This is a genomic window from Nonomuraea sp. B208 (assembly GCF_057536035.1).
Genome location: NZ_BAAJOU010000025.1, coordinates 262,265 through 281,492, shown reverse-complemented (window position 1 = coordinate 281,492; position 19,228 = coordinate 262,265). Strand labels below are relative to the sequence as shown.

General features: G+C 71.9%; 22 protein-coding genes and 2 pseudogenes. 14 read left to right on the top strand and 10 right to left on the bottom strand.

The features are described from left to right. The first annotated feature begins 43 nt into the window (after window positions 1–43). The 7 genes from hpaH to AC27IY_RS29425 all read left to right on the top strand — a co-directional run bounded on the left by hpaH (window position 44) and on the right by AC27IY_RS29425 (window position 6,780). Entirely contained in the window at window positions 44–829 is a 786-nt protein-coding gene (gene hpaH, locus AC27IY_RS29455; protein WP_487179886.1) for a 2-oxo-hept-4-ene-1,7-dioate hydratase, read from the top strand. After that, window positions 814–1,596, top strand: coding sequence for an HpcH/HpaI aldolase family protein (locus tag AC27IY_RS29450; protein ID WP_487179885.1), 783 nt, complete (start codon window positions 814–816; stop codon window positions 1,594–1,596). Before hpaH ends, AC27IY_RS29450 begins: the two co-directional genes overlap by 16 nt. Then, window positions 1,593–3,029 (top strand): fumarylacetoacetate hydrolase family protein, encoded by a 1,437-nt coding sequence (locus AC27IY_RS29445; RefSeq protein WP_487179884.1) that lies wholly within the window; start codon window positions 1,593–1,595, stop codon window positions 3,027–3,029. Before AC27IY_RS29450 ends, AC27IY_RS29445 begins: the two co-directional genes overlap by 4 nt. Further along, a complete protein-coding gene (locus AC27IY_RS29440) occupies window positions 3,026–3,709 on the top strand; it encodes a GntR family transcriptional regulator (RefSeq protein ID WP_487179883.1) in 684 nt (227 codons plus the stop codon). Before AC27IY_RS29445 ends, AC27IY_RS29440 begins: the two co-directional genes overlap by 4 nt. Then, complete coding sequence (gene hpaE / locus AC27IY_RS29435; RefSeq protein WP_487179882.1) at window positions 3,706–5,196, top strand: 5-carboxymethyl-2-hydroxymuconate semialdehyde dehydrogenase; 1,491 nt, start codon at window positions 3,706–3,708, stop codon at window positions 5,194–5,196. Before AC27IY_RS29440 ends, hpaE begins: the two co-directional genes overlap by 4 nt. 14 nt (window positions 5,197–5,210) lie before the next feature. Beyond that, window positions 5,211–6,284 (top strand): 3,4-dihydroxyphenylacetate 2,3-dioxygenase, encoded by a 1,074-nt coding sequence (gene hpaD / locus AC27IY_RS29430; protein ID WP_487179881.1) that lies wholly within the window; start codon window positions 5,211–5,213, stop codon window positions 6,282–6,284. A 79-nt stretch (window positions 6,285–6,363) separates the two neighbouring features. Beyond that, window positions 6,364–6,780, top strand: coding sequence for a hypothetical protein (locus tag AC27IY_RS29425; RefSeq protein ID WP_371251467.1), 417 nt, complete (start codon window positions 6,364–6,366; stop codon window positions 6,778–6,780). Between the two features lie 440 nt (window positions 6,781–7,220). Here AC27IY_RS29425 and AC27IY_RS29420 read toward each other — a convergent pair whose 3' ends face one another. Beyond that, on the bottom strand, window positions 7,221–7,448 hold the full coding sequence (locus AC27IY_RS29420; protein WP_344208092.1) for a hypothetical protein: 228 nt from the start codon (window positions 7,446–7,448) through the stop codon (window positions 7,221–7,223). A 267-nt stretch (window positions 7,449–7,715) separates the two neighbouring features. Beyond that, window positions 7,716–8,663 carry a serine hydrolase domain-containing protein gene (locus tag AC27IY_RS29415; RefSeq protein ID WP_487179880.1) on the bottom strand — a complete coding sequence of 316 codons (948 nt, stop codon included), beginning with the start codon at window positions 8,661–8,663 and terminating at the stop codon, window positions 7,716–7,718. 64 nt (window positions 8,664–8,727) lie between these two features. On the opposite strand from AC27IY_RS29415, the gene AC27IY_RS29410 reads away from it, so the two are divergent. Together AC27IY_RS29410 and AC27IY_RS29405 are read left to right on the top strand one after the other, a co-directional pair. Beyond that, window positions 8,728–8,865, top strand: a complete 138-nt coding sequence (locus tag AC27IY_RS29410) for a hypothetical protein (protein ID WP_364459448.1) — start codon at window positions 8,728–8,730, stop codon at window positions 8,863–8,865. A 79-nt stretch (window positions 8,866–8,944) separates the two neighbouring features. After that, a complete protein-coding gene (locus AC27IY_RS29405; RefSeq protein WP_487179879.1) occupies window positions 8,945–9,406 on the top strand; it encodes a hypothetical protein in 462 nt (153 codons plus the stop codon). Here the strand turns inward: AC27IY_RS29405 and rox are convergent. From rox to AC27IY_RS29390, 3 genes are all read right to left on the bottom strand, one after another. Beyond that, window positions 9,399–10,853, bottom strand: coding sequence for a rifampin monooxygenase (rox, locus tag AC27IY_RS29400; RefSeq protein ID WP_487179878.1), 1,455 nt, complete (start codon window positions 10,851–10,853; stop codon window positions 9,399–9,401). The two genes, AC27IY_RS29405 and rox, sit on opposite strands and share 8 nt — an antisense overlap. A gap of 190 nt (window positions 10,854–11,043) precedes the next feature. Then, window positions 11,044–11,871, bottom strand: coding sequence for an AraC family transcriptional regulator (locus AC27IY_RS29395; RefSeq protein WP_423477705.1), 828 nt, complete (start codon window positions 11,869–11,871; stop codon window positions 11,044–11,046). A gap of 41 nt (window positions 11,872–11,912) precedes the next feature. Beyond that, window positions 11,913–12,551, bottom strand: coding sequence for a nucleotidyltransferase domain-containing protein (locus AC27IY_RS29390; protein WP_487179877.1), 639 nt, complete (start codon window positions 12,549–12,551; stop codon window positions 11,913–11,915). A gap of 63 nt (window positions 12,552–12,614) precedes the next feature. On the opposite strand from AC27IY_RS29390, the gene AC27IY_RS29385 reads away from it, so the two are divergent. The 3 genes from AC27IY_RS29385 (at window position 12,615) to AC27IY_RS29375 (ending at window position 14,870) form a co-directional block, all read left to right on the top strand. Next, window positions 12,615–13,145, top strand: coding sequence for a 2'-5' RNA ligase family protein (locus AC27IY_RS29385; RefSeq protein ID WP_487179876.1), 531 nt, complete (start codon window positions 12,615–12,617; stop codon window positions 13,143–13,145). A 166-nt stretch (window positions 13,146–13,311) separates the two neighbouring features. Continuing rightward, window positions 13,312–14,436, top strand: a complete 1,125-nt coding sequence (locus AC27IY_RS29380; protein ID WP_423451200.1) for an FAD-dependent monooxygenase — start codon at window positions 13,312–13,314, stop codon at window positions 14,434–14,436. Continuing rightward, window positions 14,436–14,870, top strand: coding sequence for a DUF6640 family protein (locus tag AC27IY_RS29375; RefSeq protein ID WP_423451199.1), 435 nt, complete (start codon window positions 14,436–14,438; stop codon window positions 14,868–14,870). Before AC27IY_RS29380 ends, AC27IY_RS29375 begins: the two co-directional genes overlap by 1 nt. A 236-nt stretch (window positions 14,871–15,106) precedes the next feature. On the opposite strand, the pseudogene AC27IY_RS29370 reads toward AC27IY_RS29375, so the two are convergent. Further along, window positions 15,107–15,871, bottom strand: a pseudogene (locus AC27IY_RS29370) (aldo/keto reductase); the annotation flags it as partial. A 111-nt stretch (window positions 15,872–15,982) separates the two neighbouring features. Between AC27IY_RS29370 and AC27IY_RS29365 the strand changes: the two are divergent. After that, window positions 15,983–16,402: a MerR family transcriptional regulator gene (locus tag AC27IY_RS29365; RefSeq protein WP_344208083.1), complete on the top strand. Its 420-nt coding sequence runs from the start codon at window positions 15,983–15,985 to the stop codon at window positions 16,400–16,402. A gap of 10 nt (window positions 16,403–16,412) precedes the next feature. After that, window positions 16,413–17,219: a GNAT family N-acetyltransferase gene (locus tag AC27IY_RS29360; protein WP_487179875.1), complete on the top strand. Its 807-nt coding sequence runs from the start codon at window positions 16,413–16,415 to the stop codon at window positions 17,217–17,219. Window positions 17,220–17,227: 8 nt separating this feature from the next. On the opposite strand, the gene AC27IY_RS29355 is transcribed toward AC27IY_RS29360, so the two are convergent. From AC27IY_RS29355 to AC27IY_RS29340, 4 genes and pseudogenes are all read right to left on the bottom strand, one after another. Beyond that, complete coding sequence (locus AC27IY_RS29355; RefSeq protein WP_487179874.1) at window positions 17,228–17,875, bottom strand: hypothetical protein; 648 nt, start codon at window positions 17,873–17,875, stop codon at window positions 17,228–17,230. Next, the gene (locus tag AC27IY_RS29350) at window positions 17,872–18,462 is read right to left on the bottom strand and encodes a DUF4291 domain-containing protein (protein WP_487179873.1); all 591 of its coding nucleotides are present in this window, start codon (window positions 18,460–18,462) and stop codon (window positions 17,872–17,874) included. The genes AC27IY_RS29355 and AC27IY_RS29350 overlap by 4 nt, the downstream gene beginning before the upstream one ends. A gap of 43 nt (window positions 18,463–18,505) precedes the next feature. Then, window positions 18,506–18,757, bottom strand: a pseudogene (locus tag AC27IY_RS29345) (SCO4225 family membrane protein); the annotation flags it as partial. A gap of 46 nt (window positions 18,758–18,803) precedes the next feature. Then, window positions 18,804–19,211 carry a PPOX class F420-dependent oxidoreductase gene (locus AC27IY_RS29340; protein WP_487179872.1) on the bottom strand — a complete coding sequence of 136 codons (408 nt, stop codon included), beginning with the start codon at window positions 19,209–19,211 and terminating at the stop codon, window positions 18,804–18,806. Between the last annotated feature and the right edge of the window lie 17 nt (window positions 19,212–19,228).

Genomic DNA, 19,228 nt, shown 5'->3' with positions numbered 1-19,228 from the left:
ATATGGTCTCGTCGCGATCGACCGCGAACGGAGAGTGAAGCCGGTGCTTCAGAGAGAAGAGATCGAGCGGATCGTGGACGACCTGCTCGCCGCCGACCGCGAGCGGCGCGTCGTACCGCTCCTGACCGCCCGCCACCCCGGGATGGACATCGAGGACGCCTACGCCGTCCAGGCCCTGTGGGCCGCGCGCCGGGCCGAGGCGGGCCACCGGATCGTCGGCCACAAGATCGGACTGACCTCGAAGGCCATGCAGGCCGCCACCGGGATCACCGAGCCCGACTACGGCGTGATCTTCGACGACATGGTCCTCGAGAACGGCGCCGTCCTCGCCTACGACGACTTCTCCAACGTACGGGTCGAGGTCGAGCTGGCCTTCGTGCTGGACAAGCCGCTCACCGGCCCGTCCTGCACCCTGTTCGACGTCCTCGACGCCACCAAGTACGTCGTCCCGGCCCTGGAGATCCTCAACTCGCACGTCGAGCTGCGGGGCCGGACCGTCGTCGACACGATCAGCGACAACGCGGCCATGGGCGTCATGGTCGTCGGCGGCCGCCCCGTCGCAGCCGACGCGGTGGACCTGCGCCGGGTGAGCGCCCTGCTCTACAGGAACGAGACCATCGAGGAGACCGGCGTCGCCGCGGGCGTGCTCAACCACCCGGCCGCGGGCGTGGCCTGGCTCGCGAACAAGCTCGCCCAGCACGGGACGTCGCTCGCAGCCGGGGAGATCATCCTGTCGGGTTCGTTCACGCGGCCGATGTGGCTGGAGCGCGGCGACACCGTCCACGCGGACTACGGCGACCTGGGAGCGATCACGTGCCGCTTCAAGTAGCGCCCACCTTCCGCGACGCCCTCGCCGCGGCCCGCCGGCCGCTGGTCGGCATGTGGGTGTGCAGCGGCAGCCCGCTGGTCGCCGAGATCTGCGCGGGCAGCGGGCTCGACTGGCTGCTGATCGACGCCGAGCACAGCCCGAACGGCCCGGAGTCCCTGCTCGCCCAGCTGCAGGCCGTCCACGGTTACCCGGTGACCCCGATGGTGCGCCCGCCGGTCGGTGATCCCGTCGTCATCAAGCAGTACCTCGACCTGGGCGCGCAGAACCTGCTGATCCCGATGGTCGACACCGCCGAGCAGGCCGCGGCGATGGTGCGGACGGTCGCGTACCCGCCGCACGGGGTCAGGGGAGTGGGCAGCGCCCTGGCACGCGCGTCCCGCTGGAGCCGGGTGCCCGACTACCTGCGCACCGCCCGTACGACCCTCTCGCTCTACGTCCAGATCGAGTCCGCGGCGGCGGTGGAGAACGTCGAGGCCATCGTCTCCACGCCAGGAGTGGACGGCGTCTTCGTCGGGCCGGCCGACCTGGCGGCCTCGATGGGCGTGCTCGGCGAGCAGGACCACCCCGAGGTCGTCGCCGCCGTCGAGCACTGCCTGCGGGCGGCCAGGGCGGCCGGGGTCAAGGCCGGGCTCAACGCCTTCGCGCCGGCGCTCGCCCGGCGCTACCTGACCGCCGGCGCCGACTTCGTCCTCGTCGGCGCCGACGTGCAACTGCTCGCCCGCGGGAGCGAGAGGCTCGCCGCCGACTTCATCGAGGAGGTCCGGTGAGCGCGCTCCCGAGGCCCGGCAAGATCATCGCGCTGCACCTCAACTACCCGTCCCGCATCGCGCAGCGCGGGCGCGTGCCGGAGTTCCCGTCGTTCTTCCTCAAGCCGCCCTCGTCGGTGGCCGCGAGCGGCGACGTCATCGAGCGGCCGGCCGGCACGGAGCTGCTGGCGTACGAGGGCGAGATCGCGCTGATCGTCGGCACCAGGACCCGCCGGGTCACGCCCGAGGAGGGGTGGGCGTCGATCTCGGGGATCACCGCCGCCAACGACTGGGGCGTCTACGACCTCCGCCACGTGGACAAGGGCTCGAACCTGCGCAACAAGGGAGGAGACGGGTTCACCCCGCTGGGCCCGGAGGTGATCCCGGCGGCGTCGGTGGACCCCGCGGCGCTGCGCGTGCGCACCTGGGTCAACGGGGTGCTCAAGCAGGACGACACGACCGCGGACCTGGCCTTCCCTTTCGGCACGCTCGTGGCCGACCTGTCCCAGCTCATCACCCTTGAGCCCGGCGACGTCATCCTGACCGGCACGCCGGCCGGCTCCTCCGTCGCGGCCCCCGGCGACGTGGTCGAGGTCGAGGTGGACGCGCCGACGGCTCCCGGCGCGCCCAGCACCGGCCGCCTGGTCACCCGGGTGGTGCAGGGGACGACGCCGTTCGCCCCGTACGGCGCCCAGCCCCGGGTCGACGACCGGCAGCGGATCGAGGCCTGGGGCGACGCCGAGGCGGCGGGGGTCGCGCCGTCCATCCTGACCGAGGAACTGCGCGCGAAGCTCGCGTCGGCCGCCGTGGCGACGATCAGCGCGCAACTGCGCAAACTGGGCCATCCGCACGCCTCCATCGACGGCGTCCACCCGCTGGTCCCCGGCACGAAGATGATCGGGACCGCCCGGACCCTGCGTTTCGTCGCGTACCGGCCCGACCTGTTCGAGTCGCACGGCGGCGGCCACAACGCCCAGAAGCGGGCCTTCGACTCGCTCGCCGAGGGCGAGGTGCTGGTGATCGAGGCGCGCGACGACGCGAGCGCCGGCACCGTCGGCGACGTCCTCGCGCTGCGCGCGAAGGTGCTGGGCGCGGCCGGGATCGTCACGGACGGGGCCGCGCGCGACTCGGCCGCCGTGGCCGCCATCGGCATCCCGGCCTTCGCCAAAGGCGTCCACCCCTCCGTGCTCGGCCGCCGGCACGTCCCGTGGGAGACCGACACCGCCATCACCTGCGGCGGCGCGGCCGTGCTGCCCGGTGACGTGATCGTCGGCGACGACGACGGCGTGGTCGTCATCCCGCGGCAGCTCGTCGCGCAGGTCGCCGACGCGGCCGCCGCCCAGGAGGCGGAGGACGCGTGGGTCGCCGGACGGGTGGCCGAGGGCCACCCCGTCGACGGTCTCTTCCCGCTCAGCGGCGAGTGGCGCCGGCGCTACCGCGAGGAGCGCCGGTGACCCGGAGCAAGTCCCAGATCGTCTACGCCTGGATCCGCGAGCGCATCGAGAACGGCGAGTTCCCGCCCGGCCACCGCCTGGTCCTCGACGCCATCGCGCGGCGGACCGGCGTCAGCCCGGTCCCCGTGCGGGAGGCGATCCGCCTGCTCGAAGCGGAGGGCCTGGTGACCTTCGAACGCAACATCGGGGCCCAGGTCGCCTTCATGCACGAGCAGGAGTACCTGCACACCATGCAGACGCTCGCCCTCGTGGAGGGAGCCGCGACCGCGCTGTCGGCGCCCCGGATCGGCGGCGACCACCTCGCCCGGGCCCGGGCGATCAACGACCGGCTGGCCGAGTCCTTGGAGAGCCTGGACCCGCGCCGCTTCACCGAGCTCAACCGCGACTTCCACGCGGTGCTCTTCGCGGAGTGCCCCAACCCGCACCTCGTCGACCTGGTCCACCGCGGCTGGAAGCGGCTCACGGTGCTGCGCGAGTCCGTCTTCGGGTTCGTACCCGGGCGGGCGCACGAGTCCGTGGCCGAGCACGAGGCGCTGCTGCGGCTCATCGAGGCCGGCGAGACGCCGCTCACCATCGAACTCGCGGCCCGTGACCACCGGCTCGGCACCCTGAACGCGGTGCTGGCCTACCAGGCCGACCGCCGATCCACCGACCTCACCCCGACCCAGGAGAAGCCATGAGACCCGCCCCCGAGGGGCTGCCGGACCGCCTCCGGCACTTCATCGACGGGACGTTCGTCGACAGCGCCGACGGCGACACCTTCGAGGTGCTCAACCCCGCCACCAACCAGGTCTACGTCGAAGCGGCGGCCGGCAAGAAGGCCGACATCGACCGCGCGGTGGCCGCCGCGCGGCGGGCCTTCGACGGGCCCTGGCCGACGCTGCCGCCCCGCCGGCGCGCGCGGATCCTGCACCGGGTGGCCGACCTGGTCGAGGCCGAGGACAAGCGGCTCGCCGAGCTGGAGACGTGGGACACCGGCCTGCCGATCACCCAGGCGCTCGGCCAGGCCCAGCGCGCCGCCGAGAACTTCCGGTTCTTCGCGGACCTGATCGTCGCCCAGCGCGACGACACGTACAAGGTGCCCGGCCGCCAGGTGAACTACGTGAACCGCAAGCCCAAGGGCGTCGCGGGCCTCATCACGCCGTGGAACACCCCCTTCATGCTGGAGTCGTGGAAGCTCGCCCCGGCGCTGGCCACCGGCAACACCGTCGTGCTCAAGCCCGCCGAGTTCACCCCGCTGTCGGCCTCGCTCTGGGCCGAGATCTTCCGCGAGGCGGGCCTGCCCGACGGCGTCTTCAACCTGGTGAACGGGTTCGGCGAGGACGCCGGGGACGCGCTGGTGAAGCATCCCGACGTGCCGCTGATCTCGTTCACGGGGGAGAGCGGCACCGGGCAGATCATCTTCGGTAACGCGGCGCCGTACCTCAAGGGGCTCTCCATGGAGCTCGGCGGCAAGTCGCCGGCCGTGGTCTTCGCCGACGCGGACCTGGAAGCGGCGCTGGACGCGACCGTGTTCGGGGTGTTCTCGCTCAACGGCGAACGGTGCACGGCCGGCAGCCGCGTCCTCGTGGAGCGTTCCATCTACGACGAGTTCGTGGCGCGTTATGCCGAGCGCGCCCTCAACATCGTCGTCGGCGACCCGCACGACCCCGCGACCGAGGTCGGCGCGCTCGTCCACCCCGAGCACTTCGCCAAGGTCATGAGCTACGTCGAGCTCGGCAAGGAGGAGGCCCGGCTGGTCGCGGGCGGCGGCCGCCCTGAAGGGCTGCCTGAGGGCAACTACGTCGCCCCGACCGTCTTCGCCGACGTCCGGCCGGACGCCCGGATCTTCCAGGAAGAGATCTTCGGCCCGGTCGTCGCGCTGACGCCGTTCGACAGCGAGGAGGAGGCGCTCCGGCTCGCCAACGGGGTCAAGTACGGCCTCGCGGCCTACGTCTGGACGAACGATCTCAGGCGCGCCCACACGTTCTCGCAGAGCATCGACGCCGGCATGGTCTGGCTCAACTCCAACAACGTGCGCGACCTGCGCACCCCGTTCGGCGGCGTGAAGGCGTCCGGTCTCGGCCACGAGGGCGGCTACCGGTCCATCGACTTCTACACCGACCAGCAGGCGGTCCACATCACCCTGAACGACGCCCACACCCCGCGGTTCGGCCGGGCCCAATGAGAAAGGCAAGCACCGTGACCACCGACATCCCCACCCCCAAGGCTCCGGCGCCCGACATCGTGCGGTGCGCGTACCTGGAGCTGGTCGTCACCGACCTGCAGAAGTCGCGTGAGTTCTACGTCGACCTGCTCGGCCTCGTCGTCACCGAGGAGACCGAGAACGAGCTCTACCTGCGGACGTTCGAGGAGTTCATCCACCACAACCTGGTCCTGCGCCAGGGGCCGGTGCCCGCCGTGGCCGCGCTGGCGTACCGGGTGCGCTCCCCTGAGGAGCTGGACCACGCGGTCGCGTTCTACACCGAGCTCGGCTGCCGGGTCGAACGCCGCAAGGAAGGCTTCGTCAGGGGCATCGGCGACGCGGTTCGCGTGCAGGACCCGCTCGGCTTCCCCATCGAGTACTTCTACGAGGTCGAGCACGTCGAGCGCCTCACCTGGCGCTACGACCTGCAGCCGTCGGGGGCGCTGGCCCGGCTCGACCACTTCAACCAGGTCGTGCCGGACGTCCCGCGCGCCGCGAAGCACATGGTGGACCTCGGCTTCCGGGTGACCGAGGACATCGAGGACGCCGAGGGCACCGTCTACGCCGCGTGGATGCGCCGCAAGCCGAGCGTCCACGACACCGCCATGACCGGCGGCGACGGCCCGCGCCTGCACCACGTCGCCTTCGCCGCCCACGAGAAGCACAACATCCTCGCCATCTGCGACAAGATGGGCGCCCTGCGGGTCTCCGACCGGATCGAGCGCGGGCCGGGCCGCCACGGCGTCTCGAACGCGTTCTACCTCTACATCCTCGACCCCGACGGTCACCGCGTGGAGATCTACACGCAGGACTACTGGACCGGCGACCCCGACAACCCGCTCGTGACGTGGGACGTCCACGACAACCAGCGCCGCGACTGGTGGGGCAACCCGGTCGTCCCGAGCTGGTACACCGACGCCTCGGCGGTGCTCGACCTGGACGGCGACCCGGTGCCGCTCGTCGAGCGCACGGACGCCAAGGAGATGGAGGTGACGGTCGGCGCGGACGGCTTCTCCTACACCCGTAAGGGCGACATCGAGCACGGCTTCAAGCTCGGCGAGCAACTCTGAGCCGTTGTGCTCCCTCTCGCCCGCTCGGGCGGTTCCCTCTACCCTGAGGGACTGTTCCTCCGGCGCGAGAGGGGTTCACATGGATCCGATCGTCCTGGCCGCGGGCACCGCCCTGGTGACGGCCATGGCCACCGACGCCTGGCAGTCGGCCCGCGACGGCGCGGTGGCGTTGTGGCGCCGCGCCCGCCCCGAGCAGGCCGAGGTGGTCGAGGCCGAGCTGACCGAGGTACGCGAGCAGGTGCTGCGGGCCCGCGGTGAGGGCGACGCCGACACCGAGCAGGCGCTGACCGGCTCCTGGCAGGTCCGGCTGCAGCAACTGCTGCGCACCGACCCGTCACTGGCGGGCGAGCTGCGACGGGTGCTGGACGAGGTGCTCACCCCGGCGCTGCAGCCCGCCGACCAGGACCGGATCGGCTCACTGGTGATGAAGGCGACCGCGAGCGGTCACGGCCGCGTCTACCAGTCCGGCCGCGACCAGACCATCCACGAGCGCTGACGTCGATCCTGGCCATGGGTCCGGCGGAGGTAATACAGGTCGACGGGCAGGACCAAGGCATACAGATGCCCCCTGGCCCACGGCGGTAAGCCGATGAGAGCCTGTTGCAGCCGCCGGCGGGGAGCCTCACCGCTGCACTCACAGCACGCGCACCTGGCGAAGACGCGGTCAGCGGTCCCGACCAGGGCCGCCTCCTGCCAAGCCACCAGGGCGGCCGCCACCGCGCCGGGCCACATGCGGGTGTGTTCGAGGGCGATCACCGGGGCCATGGGACGACGACCAAGCCCGGGAACATGATGGATCACAGCTCTGTGGGTCCCGCACGCCGATTCCGGTGCACGGACCTCGGAAGGGCGCCTACGCGGCATGGCCCTTTCTGATCGATGACATGATCACGATGATCGCACACGAGAGTGGGCCGATGACGCCCTCCTCTTGGTTCAGCGTCGGGACCGGTCGCGGATCGCGGCCTCGATGCGAAGGCCAACGCCTATGAGGGCGATCCCGATGAAGACGGTCACCCACAAAGGCGAATCACTCGATTTGGTGTTCACCTGGACGATGGCCAGCAGTACGCCCAGGACGATGGCGATGAGGCCCGCCAGTCCGATGGCCTCGGGAGTCTCGTGGCGGCGCCAGTCCGTCTTGGGATCTTCTGGTTCGGTCACGGTCGCGAGCCTCCCATATGGCTGCGGTAGGGCGTTGCAGAGGTACGGCGGTCACGAGTCACGCGGCCTGCTCATTGCGAGGTCTACGAAAGCGGTGTTTCCGCTCGGCGGCGCGAACTGCGCGCTGGTTCTGGTGCTGGGGACGTGGAATGCCAGGAGTGCCGCCCAGACCTCGCGTGCCTGCCGGTGCGGTCCTCTGGCTGTCTCCTTGTAGCGGCCTGGTTCTTCGCCGGTATCGGTCGTGGCGGCACGGCGTGCTCGCGACGGTCATGGGGAAGAGGTGACCTCGTCGAGGAGGCCGTTGATGACCGGGACTCGGCGTTCGGTGTGGTCGTTGATCGCGATGACGGCCATGGTCAGGTCCAGCTCCGGCACTCGGGCGTGCAGGTTGCGCAGGCCCGTCCAGCCTCCTCCGTGCCGATAGACGCGGTACGCGCCGTGTGCGCGGACGCCGATGCCCCAGGCGTAGTCGAGTGGTGCTCCGTCATCGAGGTGGCCTGGGGTCTGCAGGAGCTCCGAGATGCCGAGTTCGTCGGCGTTGAGCGCCTGGCCCCAGCGCAGCAGATCGTTGAGGGTCGTCCATACCCCTCCGTCGCCCAAGGACAGCGGGGCGGGGCGCGGCCGGGCAAGCGGTGCGGCACCCGGGGGCGCAGGGGCAGGCCCGGCCCAGTAGCGGGTGTCCGGCATCGCCAGCGGGGCGAAGAGGTGGCGTTGCGCGAAATCGGGCAGCGGCAGGCTCGCCGCTCGTTCCACCGCTGCGGCGAGGCAGACGTATCCGGCGTTGGAATAGACGTGGGCGGTGCCTGGTCGGTGGTCCGGGGTCGGGAACTGGGTGAGTGCCTGGATGATGCCCGAGCTGGTCCGATCGGGGTCGCCGGTGGTGATGGCGTCGATCTTGTGGTCGGCGGGGAGACCCGCCGTGTGATGGATGAGGTGGCGCAGGCTGATGGTGCCGGACCATGCCGGTAGCTGAGGCAACCAGTACGACAGAGGCGATTCCACGTCCAGCGCGCCCTGCCGGACGAGCAGGGCTGCGCAGGCCGCGGTCATCTGCTTGGACAGTGATGCCGCGTAGACGGGCGTCGTGGCGGTCAGCCCCCGGGTGAGGGAGAAGGGAGGAACGCCGCGATGTTCCAGCCCGACCGCAAGCGGTTCGTCACCGCGGTAACCGGCTTCGGAGAGGAGGGCTGTGACGCGCTGGCGCAGCTGGGACACGGGATGATCTTTTCAGCGCCGCTCGGCCCGCACCAGCGGGTGTCCCTCCGATACCGTCGCGGACATGGACGACGATGATGCCTTCATCTCCTCGCCGTTGAGCGATGACGCCCTTCTCGTCGCGAGCGGCATCGCCGTAGTGCTGCTGCTCCTTCCCACCGTCATCTGGCTGACTGTGACATTGCTGCGCGGCCGTCAATAGGTCCGGCGACGGCTGCCGTACGGATTCGAATGACTCGGTCGGACAGGACGCGCCCGGCAAGGATGACACCAAGAAAATCTTGGACCGGCTGCCCGAGTCGATGTACGCCCTGGCGGTGGTCGAGTTCGCCGAGCCGTTGGGGGAGCGTGAGTTCTCGGCGTTCGCCCAGCGACACCGAAGGGTCCCACCGGAGATAGCGATCTATCGGGCCGGTGGGACCCCCATCAGCTGGCGCTTGGACACCCGTCTGCCCGACGCGCCGCAAGGCGACGTCCCGAAGCTCGCCGCCGCCGAGCTCTCCAGGAACGGGCTGGCCGGGTTCCGTCGCTGGGTCGGCGGCCTACGCGATCATGACGCGGTCAGCCTGGAGAAATTCGGGCTGAGGCTGGAGCTGCTGCGCGAGTCGGCCGCCGATGGCCTGGCGTACGCCTATGTCACCCAGCACGCCCGCGTCGCCGGCCTCCGCGCCCTGATCGACGACCCCCAGATCCGCGCGATCAGGCCGGCCGACGTCGCGTACGATCTCACCGGCCTCAACTGATCGTGGGCGCCTGGGCGGCGGGCTTGCCGTACCAGCGGAAGAGATGGTCGTCCAGGTCCTGCTGGTCGTCGCCGATCCAGGCGACGTGGCCGTCGGGGCGGAGCAGGACGCACGGGACGTCCAGTTCCGCAGAGGGGTCGGCGAGGTGGTCGACGCGGTCGGACCAGTCGCCGGCGGTCAGGTGTCCGGTGCGGTCCAGCAGCAGGCCGCGGCCACGGTGCAGCAGGTCGTAGAGGTGGCCCTGTTTCACGGCGAGGTCGGGCAGGCGGCGGCCGAGGAGGTCGGGGCCCGGGCCGAAGTCGTAGCGGACGGCGGTCGCGGTGATCTTCTCGATCAGGTGGCGGTTCACCTCCTCGAAGTCCATCAGTTCGGTGAGCAGCCTGCGGACGGCCTGCGGGCCGGGCTCGGGGGACAGCAGTTCCGTCTGGGCGCGGGTGTTGTCCAGGACGTCCTCGGCGACCGGACGGCGTTCGGCCTCGTAGGTGTCCAGCAGCGGGTCCGGGGCCCAGCCGCGGATCTGCGCGGCCAGTTTCCAGCCGAGGTTGACGGCGTCCTGGACGCCCAGGTTGAGGCCCTGGCCGCCGATGGGCGGGTGGATGTGCGCCGCGTCGCCGGCCAGCAGCACCCGCCCGGCCCGGTAGTGTTCGGCCAGCCGGGTGGCGTCCCCGAAGCGGGACAGCCAGCGCGGGGAGTGCACGCCGAAGTCGGTGCCGGCAATGGCGCGCAACTGCTGCCGGAAGTCGTCGAGGGTGGGCGGTTGCGCGCGGTCGCTGACCTCCGCGGCGGGGACCAGGACGCTGTAGACCCGTTCGCCGAAGGGCCGGAGCCAGAATCGCCGATGGGTCTCGCGGAGCTCGGCCGTCCTGGCGGCGACCTCCTCCGGCGGGACGCCCACTTCCATCTCGCCCATCAGCGTGTCGGACCGTGAGGGCTCGCCGGGGAAGCCGATGCCGAGCAGTTTGCGTACGGTGCTGCGCGCGCCGTCACAGCCGACCAGATAGCGCGTACGCAGCCGTTCGCCGTCGGCCAGCTCGACGGTCACGCCCTCGTCGTCCTGGCTGAGACCGGTGACCGTGCAGCCGCGTCGGACCTGCGCGCCCAGCTCGGTCGCGTGCTCCTCCAGCAGGCGTTCGACGACGGGCTGCGGGATGCCCAGCAGGTAGGCGTACGCGGAATCGAGGCTCTTGGGCGCGGGTTTGGCGATGGCGGCGAAGACGCCGCCCGCCGGACGCCGTCGCCCGTGCGGGAGCAGGCGGTCCAGCAGTCCGCGCATCGCCATCAGCTCCAGGCTGCGGGCGTGCAGGCTGACGATGCGGACGAACGACTTGGGCTCGGTCTCCTTCTCCAGGACGAGGACTCGTACGTCGTGCAGCCGCAGCTCGGCGGCCAGCATCGCGCCGGTCGGACCGCACCCGGCGATGATCACGTCGAAGGGGGAAGAGTGCATAGGTGTTGCCTTTCGGGGAGTGCCTTGTTGGCTGGGCGCTCCCGGCGACACCTACGTCAATCGCCCGGCCGTGACGGGAAGGGGGAGCACCCACGGCGATACAGCGTTCATGGGTCTCACCTCCTCGGGCGGCGTCACGGTCGCCTGCACGCTACAAGCCCGGCCGTCATCCCGTCCAACCCTTTTCCGGTCACGCGGACGGGGGCCAGGCGACGTCGTCGATCGCGAGGAACGGCGAGCGCGCGACCGCCGTCGGCGTCATCCCGGCGAAGGCCATGACGTCCCTGTTCAGGTGGGACTGGTCGGCGTAGCCGCTCTCGGCCGCCACCGAGGCGGCCCGCTGCCCGGCGGCCAGGCGGTGGGCCGCGTGGTCGAAGCGGATGAGCTGGGCGACCCGTTTGGGCGTGAGGCCGATCTGGCCGCGGAAGCGGGACCACAGGCGCTTACGGCTCCAGCCGGTCTCGGCGACCAGCCGCCCGACGCGTACCCGGCCTCGACCGGCCACCATCCGCCGCCAGGAGAAGGCCACCTCCGGGTCGACCGCCCGGCGCGGGTCGGCCCTGCGGACGAGCGCGCTCTCCGCGATCGCGAAGCGCTCCTGCCAGGAGCGGGCTTCACGCAGGCGTTCCTGGGTCAGCAGGGCCTCGCGTCCCCACAGGTCGTCGAGCGCGGCCACCGTCCCGCCCAGCTCCGCGGACGCGCCGCCCAGCACGGCATGGGCGACGATCGGCGAGAGGCGTACCTGCAGGCATTCCGCGCTCCTGGCCGGCCCCCGTCCGCGGGCCCGGTCGGGCGCGAGGCCGGCGACGACGCGCTCCCGCTGCCGCGCGCCGCGGCCGTCCTCGACGACGAACGGCTCGTCACCGAGGTCGAACAGCACGGTGACGGCGGGGTGCGGCACCAGCGCGATGTCGGTGAGCTCGTTGGCGCGGTCGCTGAAGCCCGCCATCGTGACCCCGGGCAGGCCGGCGGGACGCGACGGGAGCGTGATCTTCCATGGCGGCCTGGTCGATCCCACGTCGACATGGTACGAGCCGGGGTCGCACGCCGATCGCGCGCTCACCCCGTCAGCTTCGCCAGCCACGGATGCCCGGGGTGCACGAGCTGCAGCCACTCGCCGAGGGCGTCCCGCCGCGCCCGGCTCAGCAGCGGCAGCACCCCGTCGAAGTCCGCCTGGTCCTTGGGACGCACCGCCTTCGCCTTGAACAGCAGCACCAGCTCCGGCACCAGGTACGGGACCCCGTCCGCCGTCCGCTCGATGATCTCCTCGTACGGCAGCCGCAGCCGCTCGTCCCGCCGGCAGACCCACGTCCCGCCGTCGTGCGGCTCGCGGAAGACGTCCAGCAGGAACCGGCCGGTCGCCGGGTCGCGCAGCCAGGTCTGGTGCGTGGCCGCCAGCGCGTCGGCTCCCGCCTCCGGCCAGACCAGCCCCGAGCCGATCGCGTCGAACGCGAACTCGGGGAAACGGGCACGGATCTCCGGGAACCTCGCCGCGGGCACCGCGATCTCCAGGTCGCCGTGCGGCCGTGACCGTACGCCGCGGAACAGGTCGAGCGCCCATCCGGCGGCGACGTACCAGGGCGTGCCGATCCCGTCCAGCCGCTCCGCGACCTGGCGCGGGTGCCAGGCGTCCGCCCAGCGGGCTTCCAGTTCGCCCGCCTCGAACACAACGCCGCCGGGCGGCGGGGACGCGGTCATCGCCCCAGCCTAATGCCGCTTTAACTGGTTGATCCGCTTGGTGGCTCTTGTCATCATCCGGCCATGTCGGATGGTGCTTACAGAGCGGGCGAGACGGCCCTGCTGGCCGTGGTGGGAGAGGCCGAACCGCTGGTGGGGCCTTGGCGGAGGCAGTTCGACGCGGTGGCAGCGGCCGGGGTGCCCGCGCACGTGACCGTGCTCGTGCCGTTCCTCGACCTCGACCGCCTCGACGCCGCGACCATGGACGACCTGAGAGCGCTGATCGGCGAGCGTGGGCCGTTCACCGTCCAATTCGACAGGTGCGGGCGCTTCCCTGATGCGCTCTATCTCGCCCCGACGCCCGATCGGCCCTTTCGCGAGCTGACCGAGGCCGTCGCCGCGCGGTGGCCGGAAGCGCCGCCTTACGGGGGGCGGTTCGCGGACATCGTCCCGCACCTGACCGTCGCCCACCGCCAGGCGGAACACGTGTACGACGAGGTGGAGGCCACGCTGACCGCGCGACTGCCTCTCGCCGCGTCCGTCACATCGATCACCCTCTTCGTCTGCGACGGCGACCGTTGGCACCGACGCGCCGAGTTCCCGCTGGGCCTTTGACATCTTAGAGCATCTATGCTTCCTTAATGCTACTAAGCAATTTAGAGGCTCTAAGGAGAGTGCATGGAACCCCAGTGGTGGATCCTCCTGTCGATGGTGCTGATCGTGGCCGTGTGGTGGGGAATGTCCAGGTACGCTCACGTCCGGCGGAACAGGGACTCCTGACATGGCCGGCACGACACGCGACGTGAAGGTCATCATCGTGGGAGGCGGCATCGGCGGGCTCGCCACGGCCGCCGCCTTCCACCAGCGCGGCCTGGAGGTGGAGGTCCTCGAACGCGCCGCCGCCTTCACCGAGGTGGGGGCGGGGCTCACCATCCAGCCCAACGGCCTGCGCGCGCTGGACGCCCTCGGTCTGGGCGACCACCTGCGCGGCGGCGGGCCGGCCGACCCGCCCGCCGGCATCCGCAACAGCCGGGGGCAGTGGCTCGTCCGCAACGACGTGGACGAGCTCAAGCGCCGCTTCGGCCCGTGGGCGACGGTGTACCGGGCCACCCTGGTCGATCTGCTGCGCGCGGCGGTGCCGCCCGAGGCGTTACGGCCCGGCGTCGACGTCCGGCGGGTACGCCCCGACGGCACGGTCCACCACAGTGACGGCGTCTCCACCGCCGACCTCGTGGTGGGGGCCGACGGGGTGCACAGCGTGACCCGGCGCTCCCTCTGGCCGGCCCTCCCCGGGCCGCGCTACGTCGGCTACACGACCTGGCGGCTCGTCGCCCCGCCTCAGCCCGTCGAAGGCAGCGTGGAGACATGGGGCAAGGGGGAACGGTTCGGGCACGTGCCGATGCCCGACGGCCGCGTCTACTGCTATCTGATGGCCAACGCCCCGGCCGGCTCCCGCATCGGGCTGGACGAGTTGCGCGAGCGCTACGCGCGCTGGCACCGGCCCGTCCCCGCGTTGCTCGGCTCCACGCCGCCGGAGGCCGTGATGCAGCATGACACCTACGAGCTGCCCGCCCTGCCCTCCTACGTCAGCGGGAACGTCGCCGTGCTCGGTGACGCGGCCCACGCCATGACCCCCAATCTCGGCCAGGGCGCCTGCCAGGCGCTGGAGGACGCCGTCACGCTCGCGCACGCGGTGAGCACCTTGGGCGTGCGACCGGGGCTCGCGGCCTACGACCGGGCCCGCAGGCCGCGTACGCAACTGATCGCCCGCCGATCACGCCAGGCCGGCGCCGCCGCGCACTGGACCTCCACCCCCGTGACCGCCCTGCGCGACACGGTCCTCCCTCTCCTGCCCGGCGCGCTCTTCAGTCGCTCGCTCGCGCCCGCGTACACCTGGACGCCCTGATGCCGCTCCCGAGAATCCTGATCATCGCCGTCGCGGCGATCACGACCGTCAGCGCCGTGCTCGCCGACGCGGTCATCCCCGACCTCGCGGCCCAGCACGCCTTCAATCCGGCCTGGCCGCCGCACGCCAAGTTCCACGACGCCCAGTACATGGTGATGACCGTGCTCCTCGGCCTCACCGGCCTGGCTCTCGCGCTCCGGCCGACCAGGAACACACTGTCGCTGGCCGCCGTCATCCTGGCCACGCCGTGGCTCGGCATGATCGGCGCGCTGCTGTTCCCCGGCACCGCCACCTACGATCCGGAGTTCGCCGGCCGGACCCTGTTCGTCCTCGGCCTGCACGGCCAGGTCTTCCTGGCGATCGTCCTGCTCCTGGCCCTGCTCGTCGCGGCGACGGCGGCCCTGCGACTGCCCGACTCCCCGGGGAGCCGTTGAAGGCTCCTTGCCGTCAGCTCGCGGCGCGGTCGCCGAGCGGGCGGCGGCGCAGCGCGGGGTCGGTCAGGGGCGGGGGGCTCCAGAGGGCGATCGGCTGGTAGACGTTGGTGCCGGGAGGCACGAGCTCGTCGATCCGGTCGAGCACGGCGTCGTCGAGCACCAGCGAGGCGCCCCTTCAGCAGGCCCTCCAGCTGCTCCATCGTACGAGGCCCGAGGATCACCGAGGTGACCGCCGGGTGCGAGGCGGCGAAGGCGACGGCCAGCTCCGGCAGGGTGCGGCCGAGCTCGTCCGCCAGCTTCACCAGCCCCTCGACGACCTCCAGCTTGGCGGCGTTGACCGGGATCGACGGGTCGAACCGCTCGGGAGCGCGGGCGGCGCGGCCCCGCGACAGGTCGATCTCCCGGCCCTTGCGGTAGCGGCCGGTCAGGAACCCCCAGCCCAGCGGGCTGTAGGTGAGCACGCCCATGCCGAGCCGCTGCGCCGTGGGAAGGACGTCGCCCTCGATGCCGCGGGCCAGGATGTTGTACGGCGGCTGCTCCGTACGGAACCGGTACAGACCGCGCTGCCGGGCCACGTGGTAGGCCTCGACCGTCTCGTGCGCGGGGAAGGCCGAGCTGCCGAAGGCCCGGATCTTGCCCTGGCGTACCAGGTCGGTCAGCGCGGCGAGGGTCTCCTCGATGTCCGTGCGGTGGTCGGGGCGGTGGATCTGGTAGAGGTCGATCCAGTCCGTACGCAGCCGCCTGAGACTCGCCTCGACCGCGCGCGTGATCCAGCGCCGCGAGTTGCCGCCCCGGTTGGGCCCCTCGCCCATCGGGAAGTGCACCTTGGTCGCCAGCACCACGTCGTCGCGCCGGCCCTGCAGCGCCTTGCCCACGATCTCCTCCGACTCGCCCGCCGAGTACATGTCGGCGGTGTCGACGAAGTTGACGCCGTGGTCGAGCGCGGTATGGATGACGCGGATGCTGTCGTCGTGGTCGGGGTTGCCGGCCGCGCCGAACATCATGGTGCCGAGGCAGTAGGTGCTGACCTCGATGCCGGTGCCGCCGAGGATGCGATATCTCATGATCCGAACCGTAGGATCTAGAGCGCACTCTAAGGCAAACTGAATGACATGTCGGGTTTGAGCATCGGCCAGGTCGCCGAACGCACCGGGCTCAGCGTGCACACCCTCCGGTTCTACGAGCGGGAGGGGCTGCTGGCCCAGCCGGTACGCCGAGGCGCCGCGGGACACCGCGTCTACGACGAGGACGACGTCGACTGGCTCGGCGTGTGCATCCGGCTGCGGGCCTCCGGCATGCCCCTGACCGACATCCGGCGTTACACCGAGCTCGTCAGGGCGGGCCAGGGCAACGAGGCCGAACGGCTCGAGGTGCTGCGCGAACACCGCGAACGCGTGCTCGCCCAGAGGCACGAGCTGGACGAATGCCTCAAGCTGATCACCTACAAGGTCGGCATCTACGAGAGCCGCCTGGGCCTGCGGGACCACGTGCCGGACTGTGCGCCCCTGTCTCAGGAGAGCAGGCCGGGCTAGGCTGCCGTCCATGCCCTCGCTCGTACGCCGTCGCCTGACCCCCGCGGAGACCGGCCCGGCGCTGCGGGCGCTGTGCGCGTGGACGCCCGCCGACGTGCCGGGCGGCGGCCTCCATCCCGGGGACGTGGGCTGGTACCTGCGCTTCGACGACGCGGCCGTCCTGCTCTGGCTCGACGACGGTGAGCCGGTGGCGGCCGGCTTCCTCGACGGTCCCGTGCTGCGCGTGACGGCCGCGCCCGGCGCCGACCTGGAGGCGCTCGCCGCCGACGCCGAGGAGGCGCTGGGGCCCGGCGACGACTGGTGCGACGGCCTGCCGATGCCCGGCTGGGAGCTCGACCAGGACGCGCCGTGGCTGGTCATGTCGTGGACGCCGCGCCCGGTGCCGGACCATGGGGAGCCGGTCGGCGCGGACGACGCGGCCGACCGCGTGCTGGTCCAGCGGGCCGCGTTCGAGGGCTCGACGTTCACCGTCGAGCGGTGGCACGCGATGAAGCGGTCGCCGGCGGGCGAGCTGGCCGTGGAGACGCTCGTGCGCACGCCCGAAGGGGAGCCCGCCGCCGCCGCGACCGGCTGGTTCGCGGGCGCGGGCAGGTGCGGGCTGCTCGAACCGGTCGGCACCCACCCCGACCACCGCGGGCACGGCTACGGCCGCGACGCCGTGCTGGGCGCGTGCGCGGCCCTCGCCGAGCGCGGGGCGAGCGCGGTCGCCGTGGTGACGCCGGCCGCGAACGAGGCCGCCGTGGCGCTGTACCGCTCGGCCGGCTTCGCCGTCGTACGCGAGCAGCACGACCGGGTCAGGACCGGCCGACCGGCCTGAACGCGGGCTCAGCCGGTCTCCCGCCGGCCCGATGACGAAGTCTGGAGCAGCCCCCATCGCACCAGTCCGGCGAACAGCACCGGCAGCCCGATGGACCAGCAGAACATCATCGCCAGGGGCCCTTCGTTGGCGTGCCCGCCGTTGCCCCTGACCTCGGGCGCGAGCGCGGAGGCGATCGCCGGGACCAGCACCAGCGCGCCGCCCGCGACGGCCAGCGCCGCACCGGCCGCGATCGACTGTCCCGGACGGTAAGGACGACCCGCCAGCACGGCGAGGGCCACGGCGCACACGGCGGCGGGCAGCGCCACCGTGCCCGCCCAGTGCGGCAGCAGCGTCATGAGGTCGTCCGGCCGGCCGTTGACCGTCTGCGCCGTGCCCGGAAGGCTGCCGCCGACGAACGCGGCGCAGAACGCCGGCCCGCTCCGCCCGAGCCGCGGCGACCTGGGCAGGACGGCGAGAACGGCGGCGGCGGCGAGCAGCCCGAGCACCGCCCCCTTGACGGCTCCTACGGGGAACGGGATCCAGGCGTTCCACGGGTAGGCGTCGGCCGTGGCGGCCGTCCACGCGCCGACCGCGCCCCAGGCGACGACCCCCGAAGTGGTCCCGGCGCACAACACGTCCCAAATTCGCCTGTCGTGGTCACCCGGCAGGGTCATGGGGTGCTCGCGCCGATGGTCTCGGCCAGCTCCACGGGCAGAGGGTACGGATGTTCCGTGGGGAGCATTCCGGTGACGTCGTTCCCGGCGCGCAGGGCCCGCCGGATGTCCTCGACGCGATCGGTCAGGTCGCTGATCCGCAGGGTCCACCGGTCGACGTAGCCGGCGACGGCGTCGCCGGACAGTCCCACCTGAAGGGACCGGTACGGCAGGGCGTTGTGATGGGGGTCGCGCTCGGGGTCCCACTGGATCCGGACCGGGCTTTCGCGCAGCCGCCTCTTCCACACGTCATGGTCGGTCCCGGGGTCCGGATGGCTGAGGCAGGAGTGCCGGAGCGCCCACTCGAACCCCTCCCGCGTGATGTCCACGGCGAGGACCCTGGTCTGGCCGGGCTTGGTGGCCCATCCGCAGCGGTACATCATCCACAGGAAGGACGGTTTGATCCAGGTCATCCGTTCGCGCCTGAAGGGCGGGACGAAGCGCTGCGCGGCCACGGCGGGAGCCGCGATGGCCGGGTCGTACGCCTGATAGACGGTGATCGCGTCATCGGTGAAGGCGGCGCGGATCTGCCGGTACGGCACATTCATGCCTGTGAAGCATGGCGAACCGCGCGCCCGCCGGGCAAACGGATTAACGGCCCGCTTCCAGCGCCCGGCCCCGGGTGAGGCGCCAGAGCAGGTACGCCTGCAGCAGCCCCACGGCGGTGAGGACCACGATCAGCAGGACGGGCTGCCCGGCCGCGTCCCAGGCCCACCACACGAGCGGCCCGAGAGGGAAGGTGACGACGACGAGGGCGACGCCGGTGAGCAGGATCGGGTCCTGGACGGTCAGCAGGATGACCACCGAGACGACGCCGAGCAGCGCCACCAGCGCGGCGTACCCGCCGGAGAGGGGCCGTTACGGTATCGCCTCACCCCTCCACGCTAACTCAGCTCACCTCGCCCAGCACGCGCTGCGGGGTGAGCCGGATGACGACGCGGACGGCCTCCGGGGGGAGCTGAAGGTACTCCTCGCCGGCGCCCTCGCCCTCGTAGCGCTCGGCCAGCGACACCGCCAGCCGCCGCCCCTCGTCCACGGTGACCGTGGCCGTGCCGCGGACCTCGACGTAGCGGTCGGAGTCGGCGAGGTCGAAGACGCACAGGCTGGCGCGCGGGTCGCGTTCCAGGTTGCGGATCTTGCGCCGGCCGGCCTGGGAGGAGATGACGACGTCGTCGCCGTCGGTGCCGATCCAGACGACGGAGGTCTGCGGACTGCCGTCGTGGTTGACGGTGGCGAGGACGCCGACGTTGGGCGCGTCGAGGAGCCGCCGGGCGGCGTCGCTGAGGGGAACGGTCATGATCAGCAGCGTACGCG